We start from the raw sequence: 20,210 nt of genomic DNA on the forward strand, positions 1-20,210 counted from the left end.
ACACAGAAAAGGGAGAAGAATGGGAAATACGTTTATGTTTCTTTTGATGGCACTCAATACAGCATTGTCTTCACAAGAAGAATTAAAAACAACAGATCAACAAACCACCAGCACTCATCGTATCAATGTCGAACGTCAACGCACCGAAGTTGACTCGTTGTATGATGAAATGAATCTAGGCAAAGTATTAAAATACGAAGCGTTTCGTCAAGCAATGGAAGGCAGAAAAGAACTTCCGATCCACAACAAGGACATCATGACCGTCATTGACTTTTCATTGGCATCAACGGAAAAAAGGCTTGTGGTACTCGACCTTGCGCACAAAAGAGTACTTTTCAACACACTGGTTGCGCATGGAAAAAATAGCGGAGAAAACTATGCTGTCAATTTTTCAAATCAACAGGAGTCACTTAAAAGTTCTTTAGGGTTCTTCACAACAGAAAACACGTACAACGGCGAGAATGGCTACTCCTTGGTATTAAATGGTCTTGAAGAAGGTATAAATGACAATGCAAAAGCAAGATATGTTGTGATGCATGGCGCCGATTACTGTAGCACAGGTACAATAGCAAGTTTAGGCAGACTCGGTAAAAGCTACGGCTGCCCCGCAGTACCAAGGGAATTTGCAGGCCCTATCATTAACACCATCAAAGATGGAACGTTGTTGTTTATTTATGCCGACAACTCCGAATATCTCACAAAGACACACTTGATCCATCAACCCAATATATTGATGGCACAATTTCAAAAAAGACCGCCTGCATTTGATCACGAAGGCTAATAAATAAAAAAAGCCTGATGGAAATACTTCATCAGGCTTTTTTTATTTATAAATTGTCTTTCGATACACCGCTACCGGACCAACACGACCCTAAGATTTATGCTTTTTCTTAAACTTCAACATCCAATTGTAAATTGCATCATCATGGAACAATCGCTCCACACTTCCATGCGTCCCCCCTTTTATTACATTTAAGCTCACATTTGCATCCGGATCTTCTCTTTTGATCGCATTCATAATTTTTCTGGATTCCGAAATTGGCACAGCACGATCAGCGGTACCATGATGAAGCCATATCGGCACCTGCGTCAGATTAGATGCATACTGACTCGATCCGCCGCCACATATTGCTACTGCAGCAGCCACCCTTTCGGGATATTTACCAGCCACATCCATGGTGCCATAGCCCCCCATACTCATGCCGCAAACGTAAATACGGTCGGGGTCAGCATTATAATGTTCAATAACATAGTCAATAATTTCGATTACTTTGTCCGGATCCCATCCTCCCCGGGACTGTGGCGCAACAATTATCCCAGGCACCTCCTGCCCTTTGTTGATGGCATACAATACACCATAACGCTTTACACGATCTAAATTTGTCCCGGACAAACTTCTTCCATGCAAAAACACAAATACAGGCTGTTTTTCAGACTCCAAAGAATCCGGTGCGGCATCTTTCAATAAAAAAGGATAAGCAGTTTCTCCTTTTATAGCGTGTATTTCCTGCGCGTTTACGCGCATCAACAGCATAAAGAAAAAACAGATATACAGGTAAACTTTTCGCATATTTCTTGTCTATGACTATCTAGCTTAATTTTGGAGCACTAAAAATACAATTAAATGACTTTTATGGCACGCATTTAACATGTTTTAACATTTCAACTGCGACAGCATTACACTTTAGCACAAAGCAAAGACTTCATCCCATATTGGCCCGAACTGATCATTTCGAAGATTCCATCCAATTATAATTGCATTTCATGCCAAATTTATCTTAGTTTGTAACATTGCGCAAAATATCCAAGCTCTCACATGAAAATATTGCATACCGCCGATTGGCATTTAGGAAAACGATTGGACAGTTTCTCCCGGATAGATGAACAGGTACTGGTCATGGATGAAATCGTTGATATCGCAGACCGGGAAAACGTGGATCTCGTGATCATCGCGGGAGATCTGTTCGATGCCTTCAATCCCGGTGTGGAAGCCATCGAGCTATTCTACCGAACAATCAAGCGTCTTACCAAGAATGGTATACGCCCAGTAATAGCAATCGCGGGCAATCACGATTCCCCCCATTTGATTGACGCGCCCGATCCTTTGGCACGAGCGTCGGGCATCATCCTAATCGGGCATCCGCATGCTGTGGTTACCCCTTTCGCAACAGATGGTTTCACCGTGTTACAGTCAGATACGGGCTTCATTGAATTGAGCTTACCGCAATTTGACTACCCGATTCGTATTCTTCATACAGCCTATGCCAATGAAATACGCTTAAAACAATATCTAGGCGAAGAGAAAGAAAGTAAATTAAATCAGGTCTTAGCAGCAAATTGGCAAAAAATAGCCAATACCTATTGCGATGATAAAGGCGTGAATATATTGACGGCACATCTTTACATGAATAAATTGGGCAGCCCACTTTTAGAGGAGCCTGACGGCGAAAAACCGGTCAAAATTGGCAATGCAGACTTAATCTATTCAGAGGCCATCCCACCACAGGTCCAATACACCGCATTAGGGCATCTTCACGGGTATAAAAATATCGGTTCTGCCGAAAAACCGGTGATTTATGCATCTTCGCCTCTATGTTATAGTTTTTCGGAGGCTGGGCAAGCAAAATACGTTGCGCTGGTCAATGTATCGGCCGGCGAGCAAGCAAGTGTTGAGCGCATTCCACTAACTCAGGGCAAACCGCTGATCCGAAAATCGTTCGACGATATTGAACTGTGCATATCCTGGTTGTCTGAAAACCCCGATGCTTTGGTGGAGCTCACGCTGAAATCAGAAACCTTCTTAAAAGCCGAGGACCGTAAACGAATCTATCAGAGCCATTCGGGAATAATCTATCTCATTCCGCTCGTTAAACAAGATGAGCAAGCGCTTCTGAACAACAAAGAAATAAATCTTACACAAGACATGTCGACCTTATTCAACGATTATTTCAAATCCAAGAATGGCAATCAGGCGCCCAATGATGACATCCTTGATCTTTTTCGCGAAATCCTAAACTCTTAATCCATGATTCCATTAAAGCTAACTCTAGAGGGGATATACTCTTATCAAGAACGTCAGACGATCGACTTTACCGCGCTTTCTCAAGCGGGGCTTTTTGGTATCTTCGGTGCTGTAGGCTCCGGTAAATCATCGATATTGGAAGCGATTACCTACGCCTTATTTGGAGAAACGGAACGCCTGAATGCACGGGATAAACGCGCTTATAACATGATGAATCTCAAGTCCAATCGATCTTATATCGAGCTTGATTTTGTCAATTTTGAAGACCGTACATTTAGAATTACCCGCGAATTTAAACGCAATTCCAAAAATTTCGATGATGTAAAATCCCCCATCGTTGTACTCTACGAAAAAATAAATGAAGAATGGGTTCCACTGGAAAGCAGCAATACACAGCATATCATTGGATTAAGCTATGAGAACTTCAAAAGAACAATCATCATTCCCCAAGGGCAGTTCAAAGAGTTTATAGAACTTGGCGCCAAGGAACGGACGGATATGATGAAAGAGATTTTTCAACTGCATCGATTTGACCTGCAGGATAAAGTTTCCAACCTCTATAAAAAAAATCAGTCCGAGCTGGATCACCTCAACGGTCAATTAATAGGTTTTGACGAGGTTACAAGCGAACAGATAGAAACGACCGAAACAAATCTCCAACTAGCAGTCGAGTCCTTTGTCGCCATTGAATCGTCGTACAAGTCGCATCATGAAAAGTTCTTAAGGCTCAAAAAACTCAAAGAGGATGTCTTAGAGCTTCGTACGGTGAAGGCGCTCTTTCAGCAATTGCTAGAACAAAAAGGTGAAAAAGAGACCTTACGATTAAAGTTAAACCGCTTTGAGGAAGCGCAAACCAACTTTCTACATATTCTTAAATCCAAGGAAAAATTAGCACAAGAAGGCCTAATTGCACATAAAAGAGTAGAAACCGAAAAACAGAGACAGGCCGAAATTCAACAGCTTATACAGAAGCATTCCTCAAATCTCAATCTGTTGAAATCACAATACGAACAGCTGCCACAACGTCGTGTTCAGGAACTGGATCTTGAATTAATAAGCCAATTGATTACGTTTTCAAATGAAATTAAGAGTTTACAGGATCGGGCACAGAAGGGGCGCAATTTTGTGCAGGAAACAAGAGCGCAACAACGACATTTTAAAGCCAAAATCCAAGAGACAGAAATTCAGATCGCTAACCTAAAGCAATCAAAGCCTTCGGCCCATGAACTCATGGAGCTGGGCCAGTGGTACACCAAACAGCAGGGCATCCAACAACAGGAAGACGATCTGAACAAACAGGCCATTGATTTAGAAACAAGTATAGCTGTGCTAAAGCAGGAACTCCAGGCCATTCATCCGGACCTCGAAAAATTCCGATCAAATCACCTCCTTGTAGCCAGTGCCCTCGAGCAAAAACTTCAGACTCTCCAAGATGAAAAATCACATCTTCTCCTGCAGCAAAGGTTGACCCAATATGCAGAAAACCTTAAAGCAGGATCCCCATGTCCACTATGTGGATCATTGGAACATCCTGCTATCAACCAAGGACAGGATATTTCCCAGGAAGTTGCCGCCAATGAAAAATTGATTGCCGAGACAAATGAAAGTCTTAAGCATCAACAGGACCAACAATTCCAAGTCGAAAAACTCCAGCTGCGCTTGCAGTCATTAAATGATCAGCAACAAGATCTAAACACGAAAATTCAGCTGAATGCCAATAACAAAATTGCACATGCCCAGCAATTTACATGGATCGGTTATAGCGCTACGGATGAATCCAGTTACACATCAAATAAGCAGGAACTTGCCCGGATCGAAACACAGATAACAACAGTGGAGCAACAGCTTGGTGAGCATCAGGCTACACTCGCTTCCGTTGAGGAAAAGCTGGAGAAATACAATAAAGCACTGCATCAGTTTGAACGTGATGAAGCAAGCAAACAGGCCCAGATTAATCAAAATATCGGGAACCTGAAAGCGCTGCGCTGGTCTGATTATGAAATACGGGAATCCGAAGCAGTTGAAAAGGAATATATTGCACTGAAAAGATCAAATCTGGATATTGAGCACGATTACATTACTTTAAGCGAACGATTAAATGAGTTAAACAGTCAATTTGCAGCACAATACAGCTTGGTACAGACGATTGTTGAACAGCTTGCAGATATCCGTCGTGAAAGTCAAGAAACCGATGCTACAATCCAGCAGCTACTTGTGGCTTCACCCTTTGAAACTTTGGCAGAGATTCGGCAAATTCTTGCCGAGAATTTGTCTGTCATACAGATCCGACAAGAGCTTGAACAGTTTCAAATCCAGTTTGAAACTGCGAAGGCACAGATCAGTCAGTTGGAAAAGAAACTCGTCGACCAGGTATATGACGAGAACGAATTTCTTGCACAAGAAAAAATCTTGGATGAGAGCGCCCAACAATTGAAAGCGAGCACTGAAGCTGTTGCCCGACTTCAGCAGGAGCGCGATCAGCTAAAAATCGCCTATGCAAAAAAGGAAAATCTCCTGCAACAACAGGTAAAACTAAACTTACGCCATGACAATTTGAAGCAACTTTTTAATCTCTTTAAAGGTGCGGGCTTTGTACAATATGTTTCTTCGATTTACCTACGACAGCTGTGTGATCATGCGAATATTCGTTTCCATCGCATGACCCGAAATCAGCTTAGCTTACAGCTGAACGACAACAATGAATTTGAAATTATAGATTATTTGAATGAAGGAAAAAGTCGCAGCGTAAAAACACTATCCGGTGGACAGGCATTTCAGGTATCCCTAAGTTTGGCTTTGGCTTTGGCAGAAAGTGTACAGTCAAATTCACGTGCGGCCAAAAACTTCTTTTTTATCGATGAAGGTTTTGGAACACAAGATATCACTTCTGTTAATATTGTTTTCGAAACGCTATTGGATTTACATAAGGAAAACCGGATCGTCGGCATTATTTCACATGTTGAAGAACTCAAAGAACGTATTCCAGTGTCCCTTTCGATAGAAAAGGATGAAGAAAAGGGTAGCCAAATTTTTATCAATTAATTCCGTTTTATTTTGTATATTAGTTATAGCGGTCCCGCTGAACAAGCCTGATCGCTATAACCAACAAAAACAAAAGATTATGGGCTTATTTTCAAACAACAAAAAAGGAAAAGGGTCTCATCCTTTTTTTCATAAAGCGACCAAAGCAGTAGTCAATACGACCTTTTCAGCTAAAGATTCCAGTCCATTAAGGACAACACAATCCATGCTTTTTGTCAAACAATACGATATCCTAACGATCTTGAGGGAGGTTTTAATGCCGCAGAATCAAAACTAAATTCGAATAAAAAGGCTTATCTTTCCATCCAAAAGTGAACAATTGGTTTGGAGTTGCCGGATGCAAAATAGCGTCATTGCCATTCTCATGGAGCCACCCCATCCGAACTGATCCAGGGACAAAAAAAAGAAATTCAAAAAATCATTGAAATTATAAAAAAGGAAGTTTAATTTAACAAGATAAAACTTTTCTAAAAAAATATTGTCATACGATAAATAACAATCGATAGACAGTATATTTGTCAGCTATATGAAGTACAAACAAATCAACAATAATTCCATCAATCAAATCATGCTAATCGTCATCATTCTGGCGATATGTATATTGATCTTTACAAGCCTATTCTACTACCTACCCGGTTTTCTGGGAGCAGTTACCTTGTATGTTCTTTTTAGAAAAATCAACTTTAAGCTGACTGAAGAAAAAAAATGGAATAAATCTTTTGCAAGTATTTTATTGATATTATTGACCATCATATTCTTGGTAGGACCACTCTATCTGTTAATCAACTACATGGTACCTCAGGTAACAGAAGTCATTAGCAACAAAGACGATCTGATGCACAAGTTTGACTCGATCAAAACCTACTTTAAAGACAGCCCTTATTTAAGCAATATTGATCTTTCAGATACTGCCTTAATGGGAGCGCTTCAAAAAGCAGCTAAATTCATACCCAATATTCTGAATTCCGTTGCAGAAGTGGGTGTCAATATATTGGTTGCTTTGTTTGTTTTGTATTTCATGTTGGTTAGCAGCAAAAAATTAGAACAAACTATCTATCAAGCGATCCCTTTCACCAAGGCCAGTAAAGCCGAATTGTGGAAAGAGTTTGACATGATGGTAAAATCCAATGCAATCGGTATCCCGATTTTGGCCATGTGCCAAGGTATTGTAGCCGGTCTTGGCTATTGGTTCTTTGGCCTGGAAAGCCCTATCTTTCTAGGGATACTCACCGCTGTTTCCACCATAATTCCCATTTTGGGAACGATGGTGGTCTATCTACCGGCAGCGCTTTTTCTACTTGCGAATGGGCAGTCCGGAAATGCAATAGGTCTTGCCTTATACGGGATCATTATCATCGGGAGTATTGATAATGTACTTCGGTTTACCATATTGAAAAAGTTGGGCGATGTACATCCACTAATAACCGTGTTCGGTGTATTGTTAGGATTAAATCTATTTGGTATGCTGGGATTGATCTTCGGTCCGCTCATTTTATCCTGCGTTAGCGTACTCCTGAAAGTCTACAGTATTGAATTTGGACGAAGTACGCCTGAAATCATTCAATCTACCTCATTGACAGACACAAAGTCTACTCATGACAGCCCTGACATTATAGAATAAGGGCACTTCAATAGGTTAAGTTGATTTGATCACAAATGCATCAATATCCAGTAAACTGTCATAAATGAGATTCAACGATTGATAATCCCTTTTTTTTTATAGTTTTGAATCATTAATACAATAGATTGTTCAATGTTTTCTACGCAGAATTTGACGATTTATTAAGCATAAATATTAAAACGATAAAATCACTAAAACTGATTTAAAAGCAAACGTATTCTATGAATAAAAAGATAATCTTAGGAGTGACAGTGGCATTGGCTGCCGGAATTCTTTCCTCATGTAACAACAACAAACCGAAAACAGATCATACTGCAAATACGACCCAGGAAGCCAGCGCCGAAAGCCATGACCATGCAAGTCACGATCATGCAGGCCACGACCATAGTCAAGCTGCACCAACACAATCTTCCGACCCTGCAGCCATTCTCCCTAATTTCACATTTTATCAGCTTCGTTCGGGCATCCGTGTTACGCAGGAAAACGTTGCCAAAGACAAGAATACCGTTTTTATCCTATTTGATCCCGGATGTAGTCATTGTCAACATGAAGCTACGGAGCTAGAAAAGAATATTGATCGTATAAAAGACGTCAATATCTATTATATTTCCATGAATGACCCGGCATTAGTATTAGGTTTTTTTGACACATTCGCTCCTAAACTATCCAAAGCATCTAACGTAGAGGTATTGATTGATAAAGACCAAACGTTTATACAAACAATCCATGTGCCTTCACAATTTCCGGCAAATTATGTGTATGGTGCTGATGGAAAGCTAAAAGCACATTGGGAAGGTGAAAAAAATATTAACGAAGCAATAAGCCAATTTCATAAATAATCTGAAATGCTAAACATAGCAATCAATGGATTCGGACGTATCGGTAGAAATACACTACGTAATATCTTTTTAAGAGGGGCTTTCGATGAACTGCAGGTCATTGCTATCAATGATCTGACAGACACCAAGACGTTGGCCCACCTATTTAAATATGATTCTGTACATGGTCCTTTTCCTGGTACCGTAACCCACGATGACCAACATATTATTGTCAATGGTCTTTCCATCTTGGTCACCAATGAAAAAGATCCGGCGGAACTGCCTTGGAAGGAGCTTCAGATTGATGTCGTCATAGAATCTACGGGGTACTTTACCAGTCGTGACAAAGCGTCGCTGCACTTGGAAGCTGGTGCAAAAAAAGTGATTATTTCCGCACCGGCACAAGATAAAGACATTCCAACAGTGGTATTGGGCATTAATGATCGTGTCATTGATCTATCTGCTTCGATTTTATCCAATGCCTCCTGTACAACAAACAATGTTGCTCCCCTAGTTAAAATATTGGATGAAAATTGGGGCATCAAAGATGGCTATATTACCACGGTTCACTCCATGACTGGAGACCAAAATCTTCACGACGCACCACATAAAGATTTAAGGAGAGCGCGGGCAGCATCGTCGGCGATCATTCCAACAACTACTGGTGCTGCTAAGGCCATAACCAATGTCTTTCCACATTTGCAGCATAAATTAGGGGGCGCAGGCATACGTGTACCTGTACTCAATGGCTCATTGACGGACTTTACCTGTACACTTGAGAAAGAAACCACGGTAGAAGAAATTAATAAAGCGTTCAAAGCTGCAGCAGAAAACGACTTAAAAAATGTATTATTTTATACAGAAGACCCTATCGTTTCGGTAGATATCATCAATAACCCCTATTCATGTGTATTTGATGCCCAGTTAACCTCGGTAGTGGGTGGTCTGGTCAAGGTCGTAGGCTGGTATGACAATGAATTTGGTTATTCTAATCGTTTGGTTGACCTCCTGATCAAGATCGACAAGCTTGTATAATCTAGCTACCCCTGCAGCATCTTACGATAGGTTCCGGTATAAAAAAGCGTCCTTGCCAGTTATAGCTGACAAGGACGCTTTTTTCTTCACGCCTTAATTTTACATTTCCCCTTCTACGCCTAAACCAAACAACGCAAAATCATATTTGACCGGATCCAACGGATCTAGTAGGCGTAGATTGGCCGTTAATTCCTGGGCTGTTTTCCAATTCACTTTATCCAATGTAATTAGACCAAATTTACGGGCAACGCGCTCAACATGGACATCGCACGGACAGATTAGATCTTTTGGAGACAGACGGTGCCAAATCCCAAAGTCTACCCCTTTTGTATCTTTTCTGACCATCCAGCGTAAAAACATATTGATCCGCTTGACGGTTGACTTCTGTGCTGGACTACTAATGTGTTTCCGTGTGCGAACAGGATAATCAGGCAACGAAAAGAAATAGGTTTTAAAGGCATTCAGTGCCATTTCTAAATCGACCTCTTCACAGTTCTCCTGCCCTACGAGAAAAGCATCTTCCAAAGATTCGAAATGCTGATAGTGATGCTTAAAAAAAGAAACAAAATAAAGAATATCGGTATCATTGAACGTGCGGTGTTTAAATCCCAGTAAGGTTTTTAAATCCTGCTCTTGGTGATTGATGATATAATCGTATGGCGAACCATCCATTCGAGCCACCAGCTCGTTGCATTTATTGATAATCGTCTTTCTTTGTCCCCAAGCCATAATGGAAGCCAAGAATCCCATGATTTCAATGTCCTGCTTCGCTGAAAATTGATGCGGAATCGATATGGGATCATTTGGAATAAAACCAGGTTGATTATATTCATCAACTTTCTTATCCAAGAAATCTTTCAGATCAAAATCAACTGCCATGCTAATCCTTATCTTCCTGTCTGCAATATGCCTTTACAAATCTTTGCAATCAAGCCTGGACCTTCGTAGATAAAACCGGTATAAACTTGAATGAGACTGGCTCCAGCATCTAACTTCTCAATGGCATCTTTCGCCGAATGAATCCCCCCAACACCAATGATAGGAAATGCCTTGTTGGACTTTTCACTTAAGTAGCGAATAACTTCTGTTGAACGCTTGGTCAAAGGACGTCCACTTACCCCGCCCGCTTCATTAATCAGTTCCTGTTGACTCTTTAAGCCTTCTCTTGAAATTGTCGTATTCGTTGCGATGACGCCTGCAATTTGTGTCTCCAATACGATCTCGACGATATCATCCAATTGACTATCCGTCAAATCAGGTGCTATTTTAAGCAAAATTGGCTTCGGAGCTGTTTTAGCTACATTGAGGCTCTGTAAAGTATTTAATAGATGTTTTAAAGGTTCCTTTTCCTGCAAATCGCGTAAGCCCGGTGTATTCGGGGAGCTCACATTGACCACAAAATAATCCACGTAGTCAAACAATGCATTGAAGCAATAAATGTAGTCATTGACAGCTTCTTCATTAGGCGTCACCTTATTCTTACCGATATTCCCCCCTATTAACAATCCTTTTCGATCCTTTAGATTTTTCAATCTTGTGGCGGCAACGTCTGCCCCTTGATTATTAAATCCCATTCTATTGATCAAAGCTTCATCGGAAACAAGTCGGAACATCCGGGGTTTATCGTTGCCCGGTTGTGGCTTGGGAGTTACCGTTCCAATTTCGATAAAACCAAATCCCAAATTAGTCATATCTGCAATATATTCCGCATTTTTATCAAAGCCAGCAGCAAGGCCCACAGGATTTTTAAATTTCAATCCAAAGACTTCGCGTTCCAAACGTGGATCTTCCACGGTAAAAAAAGCGTTCAATAATTGTTTGGCGCCCCAAATTTTTGAGAAAACATTCAATCCACCGGTCACTTTATGGTGAGCCGTCTCCGGATTCATTGTAAAGAATATAGGTTTGACTAATTTATACATAATCGCAAAGTTACTCAAAGAAGAAGAAATATTCATTACTTTTGTACTTTTGCAGTTGAAATGATATCAATAAATAATTTAACATTTGAAATAGGATCTCGCGCTTTATATGACGAAGCAAACTGGCATATCAAACCAGGAGATAAAGTTGGCTTGATCGGTGCCAATGGTACAGGTAAATCGACTTTACTTCGCCTTATTGTCGGTCAATATACGCCCACATCAGGAACGATTTCCATGGCGAAGGACCTTAAGATTGGTTATTTAAACCAGGACTTATTGTCGTACCATTCTGACAAAAGCATTTTGCATGTTGCCATGGAAGCTTTTGAACGCCAAAATCAATTACATACCGAAATCGAGGATTTACTCCACAAACTAGAAACAGATTATTCGGATGACATCCTGAATAAACTAAGCGATAAACAAGTAGAATTTGAGGCCTTAGATGGTTATAACATCGAGTTTAAGGCGCACGAAATCCTTGCTGGTCTAGGTTTTTCGGAAGAAGAACAAAAAAGACCATTGGCCACTTTCTCTGGAGGATGGCGTATGCGGGTTATGCTTGCCCGTATCTTATTGCAAACTCCGGATATTCTGTTACTGGATGAGCCGACCAACCACATGGACTTACCTTCCATCAAATGGCTGGAGAACTATCTGCAAGCATTTGATGGCGCCATTGTGATTGTTTCCCACGATCGATATTTCCTTGACCGCATCATCAAGAAAACAGTCGAATCACGTAAAGGAAAATTAACACTTTATGCAGGTAATTACAGTTTTTATCTTGAAGAGAAGGAATTACGGAATGAATTGCAGGCCAATCAGTTTAAAAACCAGCAAGCCAAGATAAAACAGGAAGAACGTTTAATTGAGCGTTTCCGCGCTAAGGCTTCCAAAGCCAAAATGGCGCAGTCGCGGATCAAAGCGTTGGATCGCTTGGAGAGAATTGACGATGTTGACGATGACAACCCTACAGTAAACTTCAGCTTTAAATTTTCAAAACCTTCAGGTCGTCACGTTGTGACGTTGGAAAATATTTCCAAGTCCTACCCTAACCTGGAGATCTTAAAAAATACCTCAGCAATTATAGAAAAGGGTGATAAGATTGCACTAATTGGTGCCAATGGTAAAGGTAAATCTACCCTCTTACGTATCGTGGCTAACGCGGATCACGAGTTTGAAGGAAAGGCAGAACAGGGACACAATGTTTCGCAAACATTTTTTGCACAACATCAGCTGGAAGCCTTACACCTGGAAAATTCCATCCTTGCCGAGTTACAAACTTTTGCACCGAAGCATACAGAGACCGAATTGCGCTCCATTCTTGGATGTTTTCTATTCACTGGAGACGATGCTTTCAAAAAGATCAAAGTACTTTCCGGAGGCGAGAAATCACGTGTGGCTCTTGCAAAAGCATTAACCGCAGACGCGAACTTCTTAGCGCTCGATGAACCTACCAACCACTTGGATATGCAGTCTGTCAACATTCTGATCCAGGCTTTGCAACAATACGAAGGTACATTTATCGTTGTATCCCACGACCGGTATTTCTTGGACAATGTGGCGAACAAAATCTGGTACATTGAGGACAAACAGATCAAGGAGTACCCAGGTACTTACCAGGAGTATGAAGAATGGGCTGCAAAACGCGTTGTGAAGACGGAGGTAAAAACCGAGAAAAAAGTCAAGGAAGAACCCAAAGTAAAGAAAGAGAAGCAACCACTCACGGAAGATAAGACACGTTTGTTGAGCAAAAAAAATAAGGAGCTAACGTCTTTTGAACAAAAAATTGAGGAGCAGGAAATTTTAGTCAAAAACTTAGAATCGAAGCTTGCGGACGAAGCGGTTTATTCGGATGCGACTAAGTTACAGGAAACTACACGTTCTTACAACTCAGCAAAGGCATTATTGACACAATTCCAGGAGAGTTGGGAGCAGTTGGCAGAAGAAATCATGGATTTGGAAAATGATTAATTTTTTTGGCTTAAAATCAGCTTATTAAGCATTAGAGCGTGATTTTAAGCCAAAATTATTTGCAGGAATAGGATTAAAGCCCTACTTTTGCATCACTTCAAACAAGGAACGGTAGTTCAAAAATAAAGAAGTAAGATTCCGTAGCTCAGCTGGTAGAGCAATACACTTTTAATGTATGGGTCCTGGGTTCGAATCCCAGCGGGATCACAGAAAAAAGCTAATCGCAAGATTAGCTTTTTTTGTTTATATGAATTGTAAGTAACAAAGACTGGACGATTATGTTATCTATTCTCACTCAATGACTTTAACCTTTTAATTCCGTTCAAAATACCTCCTCTAATCATATTTCCATATCCGTCATCAGATAATTTGTCCGTGAACGAAAGTGCTGATTGATAATTTTTTTCTGCATTTTCAACATCGCCTAGATCCTCATAGCATTTGGCAATATTCAAGTAAAGCGACGGGAATGCCCCGCCGACATCGTTGTCCTTTATTTCTTGAGCCAAATGTAAGGCCGTCTCATCCCATTTCAATTTGTCTGCAACACTCTTCTGATGTCTTGCTATATAATGGGCTGCTATAAATCTTTCAAAGTCATTTATCGCTTCATTCCAAGCTTGAGTAAATAATTTGCTTGCTTCTTCCGGTTTACCCTCGATGTCCATACCTTGGGCACAAAGTTTAACGACGTGGTTATCTGGATCTAAATACATATTGATTATTTTTAAAAATGTAACTAATCAAATTTAAAACATTCCAACTTTAGACGCGTTGATGTATGTCAAAAAATCATTTCGATTTAAGCCTACTCAACGTTTCCTGTGTAATATCAAGATAAGAGGCAAGTATTCTGTTTGAAAGTCGTTGGATATAGATTGGTTCTTCACTCATGAGTTTGTCATAGCGCTGTTTAGCCGAAAGTGTTATACGATTCTCCATCTTCTGATTCTGGCATAAATAAGTACTTTCCAAAAATAGCCGGTAACATTTTTCCCACAGCGGGATATCTGACAATAACTGATAAAAATCTTTATGGTTTATTGCATACAGTTCTGAATTTTCGAGCATTTCGACGAATTCAGTTGACTTTTTTTGCGATATAAAGCTAGAGATTGAGGTAATAATAGCATTTTCGAATGCGATATGTCTCGTTTTTTCCTGCCCTCGCGCGGTTACAAAGTATGTTCTAATACTACCGCGATGAACAAAATATAAATCTTTACAAGTCTCTCCCTCTGACAGCAACAGGGTATTCTTTTTTACATGCTGTAGTCTGAAGCATCTGCTTATCTGGTCTATGTGCTCATCGGCAATACGCGTATTGTTTTTAAGATAATATTGTATTTTTCCCATCAAATGAACTGTCGCTATGTTATCTATATCCGATTAAGACTCAAAGTTAGAAAAACAAGGATATGATGAATAAAATTGCAATGTAAAATCTTCATTTGATCATCGTTATTTAGCATATCGGATATTTAATTAGCTTTTCTTGTTTAACAACATTACCTTAGATATTAACAGCGTAGTTCATAAAATAAATTTAAAAATGAGAATTGCCCTATTTGGCACGCACAAAGTAGGTAAAACCACCTTAGCAGAAGAGCTTCTAGAAAAGCTTCCCGGATATACACTGGAAGTAGAACCCTACTATCAGCTGGAATCATCGGGGCATGAATTCCTTGAAGAACCCACTGCCGAAGATTTCGTTGAACAATTTAACTACTCTGCCAAGCTAATTTCAAAAAGCGGAGACAATGTAATATTCGATAGATGTGTACTCGACATCTTAGCTTATCTGCATATTCTTGATCCAAAGAAAAATATTCAGTTCCTTTTTGAAAAAGCCTTTGCTGTATTGGCCGAAATTGATCTTTTGGTGTTTGTCCCCATTGAAGAACCCGATTTGATACCTTACCACAAGTCGGATCTACCCAAACTTAGATCTAAAGTTAATGATTTACTCCGCGATTGGATTGACGACTTTGGTATACAAGCTATTGAAGTAAACGGCCCATTATCGAGTCGTAATAACCAAATACTTGCTAAAATTAAATCCTGAGATGTTAGATTTTTATATTATTGATGATAAACAAGTAAAACCAGATTTCCCTGAAAAGGCAGGATTGGTTTTCGCTGGACAACTAGACGAAAAAACTTTCAGCAACCTTCGGCAAAAAGGCATAATCGCCACGCGATTTGACTATTATACGGATTTCAGGCTCGATACTGCTCTGATTAAACAGATTCAGCAAATTATATTAAACAAGGAACTCCAAATAGATACTGACATAAAAAGCTTCATCCAAATCCTTGACATTGCAAGTAACAAACAAAGTGGTTTAATTGCATATAGTGATTAAACATATCTTTTTCAGTAGCGCGGTCTCTCCTTCACTAAAACGGATCGTTTGAGCTACCTATAAAGTTCATAAGCTCAATTTTGGGTTCAACAGCAAGGTTTTTATCTCTTTGTTCCTGAAAATGGAGAAAGCTCGGTACTTTCAGCAATTGATCCTGTATCTCTTTATTCTTATACTGGGAAATATGTACGAAAGTATTGCTTTCACCACCCTGCAAAATAGTATACAGAAATTGTGTTCCATCTAACTTCCTGAAATCTTTGAGAAAGCTTTCAATCATTTTTTTATTCGTATGTACATAGTCATCATGGACACTATAGGTTACTTTAACAACAATCATTTCTTTTATTAATTTATGTTTATAAATGCATAGCGGACTTTCAATGCGCAAAGGGAGCTTCTCGATTTCACGTAAACTGACGGTCGAAGAAAGCCTTTGTGAATTGGACAGCAAGATATGAAAAATTTGGGTCATTGAATCTCGGAATGTACGCTCTATAAGAATATAAAAGCTGGCAGCTGGGTGTACCAGCAATAAAAATTGTGAATCCACATAAACGATTCGGTACAACACAAAAAATGAGACTAACCATCGGGATTTTGATACGATTTGATCAAATTTAAACCTGTTATTTCATTATTTTCAGCCATTCATTCAATAACATTTATAAACAGTTAGCAAGTCCATAGACATCTTCGAAATACAATCAGAAGCCATGAACAATAAAAACCTTTCTACAAAGCCACACTATCCCATTTTAGACGGACTACGAGGCGTCGCTGCGATTATCGTTGTAACCTTTCATCTCACGGAGCCATTGGGAACAGGACATCTCGATATCTTGGTCAACCATGGCTATTTGGCCGTTGACTTTTTCTTTCTTTTATCTGGCTTTGTGATCGGCTATGCCTATGATGATCGCTGGCATAAAATGTCTATTGGTACCTTCTTTAAACGCCGTATTGAACGCCTTCAGCCGATGGTTATATTAGGTATGACTCTTGGCGCAATAGGCTTTTATTTTACAGATTCTACAATCTGGCCACTTATTCACACCGTTCCGCTCTGGAAAATGCTTTTGGTAATGCTCATTGGTTATACGATTCTTCCCGTTCCCCTCTCTTTGGATATTCGTGGCTGGCAGGAAATGCATCCGCTCAATAGTGTCGGCTGGTCATTGTTTTTTGAATATATTGCCAATATGCTATATGCCATCGGTATTCGCAAACTATCCAAAACAGCGTTAAGCATTTTGGTCTTTATTGCGGCTGTGGCACTCGCCCATTTGGCGATCACAAGTCCTACTGGAGATGTTAGCGGTGGCTGGACATTAAATGCTGAACAAGTGCGCATAGGAATCACCCGCACCATGTACCCTTTTTTTGCGGGACTCCTGCTATCCAGAATAACGAGCCCGAGCCGTATCCGACATGCTTTTTTATACTGTAGTATTTTAATCGCCATTGTGTTGTATATGCCTCGTATAGGTGGAGCAGAACAGCTCTGGATGAACGGGATATATGAGTCGGTATGTATTATCATTGTATTCCCCCTGATTGTTTACCTGGGGACAGGCAGCATATCAAGCAGCAGATTAGAAAATAAGCTCTGTAAATTTCTGGGTGACATCTCGTACCCGCTATACCTCGTACACTACCCTTTCGTCTATTTTTATGTTGCCTGGATCAGCAACAATAAGGATATGACGCTTATAAAAGCTTTGCCTTATGCCCTATTGATTTTGGTGGCGAGTATTGCACTAGCCTATGTCAGCTTGAAATGGTATGACGAACCTGTCCGCAAATGGCTCAGAAAGAAACTGGGTTAATGTATAAAAAAGTTGCCGGCATAAGGGGCAACCGCTAAAAATAGTGCTGTTCAATACACCTGTTTAACGTTCCAGTATTCTCTGGATAGCTTGTTGCTCATGCCGTAACAATAAATTAAGCTCGTCGGGACTAACAGTCGACTTTGCAGCAATAAACAGTACATTTGGGTAGTCAATGTGTTTTTCTTGCAATAATTTCGCTCGCTTCATGTGAAAATCAGAGGTAATCACGATGAAGAGATCTGGAGAGATCTTTTTGATGATCTCTTTTGATAGCATAAAATCTTCGTAAGTATTTGTGGATAGTACACATGGAAGTAAATCTCTCTCTGCGACACCTCTTTCCATAAGATATGCTTGAGCATAAGCGCCATGCGGCTTTTCTGTCCGATTGAAATGTTCACCCATGCCGCCGGTACATAAAATTGTAGTCCCTTCATTATGACAATAGAAATTATAGGCACATTCATTTCTATCTAATGCCATAACGCTGAGATTCCCCTGCTCATCATTGGGTGCGCCCAACAATAATATCAGGTTTTTAATTTTTTCCATACGATTTAAATATTCATACAATCAAATGTAATAAGACCTGGATGAAAACCAAATAAGAAGTCGGTTAAATTTTGTCCAGCCATTATTAATGCTTAATCATTTCATGCTCAAATAAATTAAAATGTTACAAAACATTTTTCAAAGTTGATTAATCAATCGATTGACTAAACTAATTATGATAAAAGTTTATTTTTTTACACACCAATAAAAGATGCCTTATTTATATTTATTGATACACAATATAAACCATTATGAGAAAACTTTTAAATCTAATGCTTGCAACCCTCGCTTTAGGGGCTGCCTCCTGTAACAAGACCTTGGTAAATACCGAAGAAAGTGTCGAAACTCTAAAAGCAAAAACATCAACTAGCTCGGTAACAAATGAATGGAACAGTAATCCCTACAAGCTGAACGTCATCTATTTTGTTCCAAATGATGTTGATTCCATTCCCAACTTCAGAAAGCGTCTTAGCAAGATCCTTTTGGACGCCCAAAATATGTTTGCAAATAATATGGATCGCGAAGGGTTCGGCAGAAAATCCTTCGGATTAGATCTGTTCAATGACAGCCTGATTAATATTCATTACATCGCTGGAAAATATGGTAAAGCTACTTATCCGTACTCAGGGGGCAGCGGCGCTGTGAAGGCGGAAGTGGACAGCTATTTTAATCAAAATCCGTCAGGAAAAAAAAGCGAGCACAATCTAATCATAATTCCAACCTACAATACAGATCCAGCTAATCCGGGAGGCCCTCCATTCTATGGTACAGGTACCAGCTGCTATGCGTTAGATTATGTAAATCTGGACGCTAAAAACTTAGGAATAGGCGGTGATATTGGATGGAAAGCAACTGTATGGATAGGTGGAATGATTCACGAACTGGGCCATGGATTAAATGCCAGCCACAACAGAATGAACAAAACGCTCGCGCCAACTTTAGGTACCGCATTAATGGGCTCAGGCAATTCAACCTACGGAATATCTACAACCTCTTTGACCGGTACCACGGCGGCAACATTTAACAATAGCCAAGTATTCAGTCCTGTAGCAAGAAGTGACTGGTATGCTTCTGCATCTGCAGAAATAACATCCCTGTCATCAAGCTTTGTGAACAATAAGATTATCGTTTCGGGGAAATTTACAACAACAAAACCAGTCAATGACATTGTTGTTTGGCATGATAGGGAGCCTTTTGGAGTGAATAACGATTATGATGCCGTACAATGGGCTACAAAAATAATAGGCCAGGATAGTTTTCGATTTGAGTGCCCATTAGCTGATTTTTATGATCTGACAGGAAATTACGAAATGAGAATAGGATTTCTCCATGTCAATGGAAGCCGTACTACCTTAGGATACGCTTATAACTTCGTTAACAATATCCCCGATTTATCCAAGGTTGTGACCTATAAATTGTTACCGACCACAGGTTGGTCAATTGTAGCTAGCGATAGTAATGAGTCTGGATCACCGGCAAGCAATGTATTGGATATGAATAGAAGTACAGTCTGGCATACTCCCTGGTCGTCCACTCAAACTCCGCAGCCACATTTCTTCTCCGTCAATATGGGCGCATTACTTACTGTAAAAGGAGTTGCTTTCCGTAACCGCGACAATTTAAATGGAGCGATGAAAAATGTCAATATTTACTCAAGTACAAATGGTATAAGCTGGACGTTGATTAAAACGACGCAGTTGAGCAAAGTCGCTGGCTCCTGGATCAATGTCGATCTTAATACATCCATTAGCACCCAATACCTTAAAATAGAATCGACAAGTTCTTGGGGTGATTTCTTCTATTCTCATCTTGCAGATTTTGGTGCATATTAAAATTTAGATCGATAGAATATAGGGCCGATATCGCAAATAATATCGGCCTTTTCTAGCTTTGATCAACACCGAATAAGTGAGATTCATAATTGAGGTTAGCAAATAATTTTATATTTTTAGTAGATCATGCTGACTTAGACTTATCAATAAGCTAGAAAAAACGATCGAAATAATCACTTATCACTAAA

At 39.9% G+C, this 20,210-nt stretch carries 19 protein-coding genes and 1 tRNA gene; 13 read left to right on the forward strand and 7 right to left on the reverse strand.

Annotation, left to right across the window (positions count from 1 at the left end; all coding sequences use genetic code 11):
- The first annotated feature begins 19 nt into the window (after window positions 1–19).
- Window positions 20–781, forward strand: coding sequence for a murein L,D-transpeptidase catalytic domain family protein (locus B4N43_RS20225; protein ID WP_227550076.1), 762 nt, complete (start codon window positions 20–22; stop codon window positions 779–781).
- A gap of 90 nt (window positions 782–871) precedes the next feature.
- Here the strand turns inward: B4N43_RS20225 and B4N43_RS20230 are convergent, their stop codons facing one another.
- On the reverse strand, window positions 872–1,570 hold the full coding sequence (locus tag B4N43_RS20230) for a prolyl oligopeptidase family serine peptidase (RefSeq protein WP_088161705.1): 699 nt from the start codon (window positions 1,568–1,570) through the stop codon (window positions 872–874).
- Between the two features lie 246 nt (window positions 1,571–1,816).
- Between B4N43_RS20230 and B4N43_RS20235 the strand changes: the two genes are divergently transcribed.
- The 6 genes from B4N43_RS20235 to gap all read left to right on the forward strand — a co-directional run bounded on the left by B4N43_RS20235 (window position 1,817) and on the right by gap (window position 9,538).
- Window positions 1,817–3,022, forward strand: coding sequence for a metallophosphoesterase family protein (locus B4N43_RS20235; protein WP_286736006.1), 1,206 nt, complete (start codon window positions 1,817–1,819; stop codon window positions 3,020–3,022).
- Window positions 3,023–3,025: 3 nt separating this feature from the next.
- Complete coding sequence (locus tag B4N43_RS20240) at window positions 3,026–6,064, forward strand: SbcC/MukB-like Walker B domain-containing protein (RefSeq protein ID WP_286736007.1); 3,039 nt, start codon at window positions 3,026–3,028, stop codon at window positions 6,062–6,064.
- Between the two features lie 79 nt (window positions 6,065–6,143).
- Window positions 6,144–6,341, forward strand: a complete 198-nt coding sequence (locus B4N43_RS20245; RefSeq protein ID WP_088161708.1) for a hypothetical protein — start codon at window positions 6,144–6,146, stop codon at window positions 6,339–6,341.
- 249 nt (window positions 6,342–6,590) lie between these two features.
- A complete protein-coding gene (locus tag B4N43_RS20250) occupies window positions 6,591–7,685 on the forward strand; it encodes an AI-2E family transporter (protein ID WP_075992785.1) in 1,095 nt (364 codons plus the stop codon).
- A 221-nt stretch (window positions 7,686–7,906) separates the two neighbouring features.
- Window positions 7,907–8,524 (forward strand): TlpA family protein disulfide reductase, encoded by a 618-nt coding sequence (locus B4N43_RS20255; protein ID WP_088161709.1) that lies wholly within the window; start codon window positions 7,907–7,909, stop codon window positions 8,522–8,524.
- A 6-nt stretch (window positions 8,525–8,530) separates the two neighbouring features.
- Entirely contained in the window at window positions 8,531–9,538 is a 1,008-nt protein-coding gene (gene gap, locus B4N43_RS20260; protein ID WP_088161710.1) for a type I glyceraldehyde-3-phosphate dehydrogenase, read from the forward strand.
- 99 nt (window positions 9,539–9,637) lie between these two features.
- On the opposite strand, the gene B4N43_RS20265 is transcribed toward gap, so the two are convergent.
- Window positions 9,638–10,417 (reverse strand): TIGR02757 family protein, encoded by a 780-nt coding sequence (locus B4N43_RS20265; protein WP_201668247.1) that lies wholly within the window; start codon window positions 10,415–10,417, stop codon window positions 9,638–9,640.
- Window positions 10,418–10,425: 8 nt separating this feature from the next.
- Window positions 10,426–11,460 (reverse strand): quinone-dependent dihydroorotate dehydrogenase, encoded by a 1,035-nt coding sequence (locus B4N43_RS20270; RefSeq protein ID WP_088163570.1) that lies wholly within the window; start codon window positions 11,458–11,460, stop codon window positions 10,426–10,428.
- A 60-nt stretch (window positions 11,461–11,520) separates the two neighbouring features.
- Between B4N43_RS20270 and B4N43_RS20275 the strand changes: the two genes are divergently transcribed.
- Window positions 11,521–13,440 carry an ABC-F family ATP-binding cassette domain-containing protein gene (locus B4N43_RS20275; protein ID WP_286736008.1) on the forward strand — a complete coding sequence of 640 codons (1,920 nt, stop codon included), beginning with the start codon at window positions 11,521–11,523 and terminating at the stop codon, window positions 13,438–13,440.
- Between the two features lie 134 nt (window positions 13,441–13,574).
- A tRNA-Lys gene (locus B4N43_RS20280) sits at window positions 13,575–13,647 on the forward strand.
- A gap of 74 nt (window positions 13,648–13,721) precedes the next feature.
- Here B4N43_RS20280 and B4N43_RS20285 read toward each other — a convergent pair.
- Both B4N43_RS20285 and B4N43_RS20290 read right to left on the reverse strand, forming a co-directional pair.
- On the reverse strand, window positions 13,722–14,156 hold the full coding sequence (locus tag B4N43_RS20285; RefSeq protein ID WP_286736009.1) for a hypothetical protein: 435 nt from the start codon (window positions 14,154–14,156) through the stop codon (window positions 13,722–13,724).
- Window positions 14,157–14,232: 76 nt separating this feature from the next.
- On the reverse strand, window positions 14,233–14,796 hold the full coding sequence (locus B4N43_RS20290) for a Crp/Fnr family transcriptional regulator (RefSeq protein WP_286736010.1): 564 nt from the start codon (window positions 14,794–14,796) through the stop codon (window positions 14,233–14,235).
- A gap of 196 nt (window positions 14,797–14,992) precedes the next feature.
- Here B4N43_RS20290 and B4N43_RS20295 point away from each other — a divergent pair, with 196 nt between their 5' ends.
- Both B4N43_RS20295 and B4N43_RS20300 read left to right on the forward strand, forming a co-directional pair.
- Complete coding sequence (locus B4N43_RS20295) at window positions 14,993–15,505, forward strand: ATP-binding protein (protein ID WP_286736011.1); 513 nt, start codon at window positions 14,993–14,995, stop codon at window positions 15,503–15,505.
- 1 nt (window position 15,506) lies between these two features.
- On the forward strand, window positions 15,507–15,806 hold the full coding sequence (locus B4N43_RS20300; protein ID WP_286736012.1) for a hypothetical protein: 300 nt from the start codon (window positions 15,507–15,509) through the stop codon (window positions 15,804–15,806).
- Between the two features lie 34 nt (window positions 15,807–15,840).
- Here B4N43_RS20300 and B4N43_RS20305 read toward each other — a convergent pair whose 3' ends face one another.
- Entirely contained in the window at window positions 15,841–16,281 is a 441-nt protein-coding gene (locus B4N43_RS20305) for a hypothetical protein (protein ID WP_286736013.1), read from the reverse strand.
- A gap of 241 nt (window positions 16,282–16,522) precedes the next feature.
- Between B4N43_RS20305 and B4N43_RS20310 the strand changes: the two genes are divergently transcribed.
- Window positions 16,523–17,635, forward strand: coding sequence for an acyltransferase family protein (locus tag B4N43_RS20310; RefSeq protein WP_286736014.1), 1,113 nt, complete (start codon window positions 16,523–16,525; stop codon window positions 17,633–17,635).
- Window positions 17,636–17,698: 63 nt separating this feature from the next.
- On the opposite strand, the gene B4N43_RS20315 is transcribed toward B4N43_RS20310, so the two are convergent.
- Window positions 17,699–18,190: a YdcF family protein gene (locus tag B4N43_RS20315; RefSeq protein ID WP_286736015.1), complete on the reverse strand. Its 492-nt coding sequence runs from the start codon at window positions 18,188–18,190 to the stop codon at window positions 17,699–17,701.
- A 251-nt stretch (window positions 18,191–18,441) separates the two neighbouring features.
- Here B4N43_RS20315 and B4N43_RS20320 point away from each other — a divergent pair, with 251 nt between their 5' ends.
- Window positions 18,442–20,022, forward strand: coding sequence for a discoidin domain-containing protein (locus tag B4N43_RS20320; RefSeq protein WP_286736016.1), 1,581 nt, complete (start codon window positions 18,442–18,444; stop codon window positions 20,020–20,022).
- Window positions 20,023–20,210 lie beyond the last annotated feature (188 nt).

It is taken from the genome of Sphingobacterium sp. UBA1897, assembly GCF_002337775.1.
Lineage (GTDB): Bacteria > Bacteroidota > Bacteroidia > Sphingobacteriales > Sphingobacteriaceae > Sphingobacterium > Sphingobacterium siyangense.

Bases quoted from the DNA above. Each gene is read 5' to 3' on its own strand.
- B4N43_RS20300 (WP_286736012.1), top strand. From the start codon at position 15,507: ATGTTAGATTTTTATATTATTGATGATAAACAAGTAAAACCAGATTTC.
- B4N43_RS20225 (WP_227550076.1), top strand. From the start codon at position 20: ATGGGAAATACGTTTATGTTTCTTTTGATGGCACTCAATACAGCATTG.
- B4N43_RS20265 (WP_201668247.1), bottom strand. From the start codon at position 10,417: ATGGCAGTTGATTTTGATCTGAAAGATTTCTTGGATAAGAAAGTTGAT.
- B4N43_RS20245 (WP_088161708.1), top strand. From the start codon at position 6,144: ATGGGCTTATTTTCAAACAACAAAAAAGGAAAAGGGTCTCATCCTTTT.
- B4N43_RS20235 (WP_286736006.1), top strand. From the start codon at position 1,817: ATGAAAATATTGCATACCGCCGATTGGCATTTAGGAAAACGATTGGAC.
- B4N43_RS20230 (WP_088161705.1), bottom strand. From the start codon at position 1,570: ATGCGAAAAGTTTACCTGTATATCTGTTTTTTCTTTATGCTGTTGATG.
- B4N43_RS20310 (WP_286736014.1), top strand. From the start codon at position 16,523: ATGAACAATAAAAACCTTTCTACAAAGCCACACTATCCCATTTTAGAC.
- B4N43_RS20285 (WP_286736009.1), bottom strand. From the start codon at position 14,156: ATGTATTTAGATCCAGATAACCACGTCGTTAAACTTTGTGCCCAAGGT.
- B4N43_RS20270 (WP_088163570.1), bottom strand. From the start codon at position 11,460: ATGTATAAATTAGTCAAACCTATATTCTTTACAATGAATCCGGAGACG.
- B4N43_RS20240 (WP_286736007.1), top strand. From the start codon at position 3,026: ATGATTCCATTAAAGCTAACTCTAGAGGGGATATACTCTTATCAAGAA.
- B4N43_RS20275 (WP_286736008.1), top strand. From the start codon at position 11,521: ATGATATCAATAAATAATTTAACATTTGAAATAGGATCTCGCGCTTTA.
- B4N43_RS20255 (WP_088161709.1), top strand. From the start codon at position 7,907: ATGAATAAAAAGATAATCTTAGGAGTGACAGTGGCATTGGCTGCCGGA.
- B4N43_RS20315 (WP_286736015.1), bottom strand. From the start codon at position 18,190: ATGGAAAAAATTAAAAACCTGATATTATTGTTGGGCGCACCCAATGAT.
- B4N43_RS20290 (WP_286736010.1), bottom strand. From the start codon at position 14,796: ATGGGAAAAATACAATATTATCTTAAAAACAATACGCGTATTGCCGAT.
- gap (WP_088161710.1), top strand. From the start codon at position 8,531: ATGCTAAACATAGCAATCAATGGATTCGGACGTATCGGTAGAAATACA.
- B4N43_RS20295 (WP_286736011.1), top strand. From the start codon at position 14,993: ATGAGAATTGCCCTATTTGGCACGCACAAAGTAGGTAAAACCACCTTA.
- B4N43_RS20250 (WP_075992785.1), top strand. From the start codon at position 6,591: ATGAAGTACAAACAAATCAACAATAATTCCATCAATCAAATCATGCTA.
- B4N43_RS20320 (WP_286736016.1), top strand. From the start codon at position 18,442: ATGAGAAAACTTTTAAATCTAATGCTTGCAACCCTCGCTTTAGGGGCT.
- B4N43_RS20305 (WP_286736013.1), bottom strand. From the start codon at position 16,281: ATGACCCAAATTTTTCATATCTTGCTGTCCAATTCACAAAGGCTTTCT.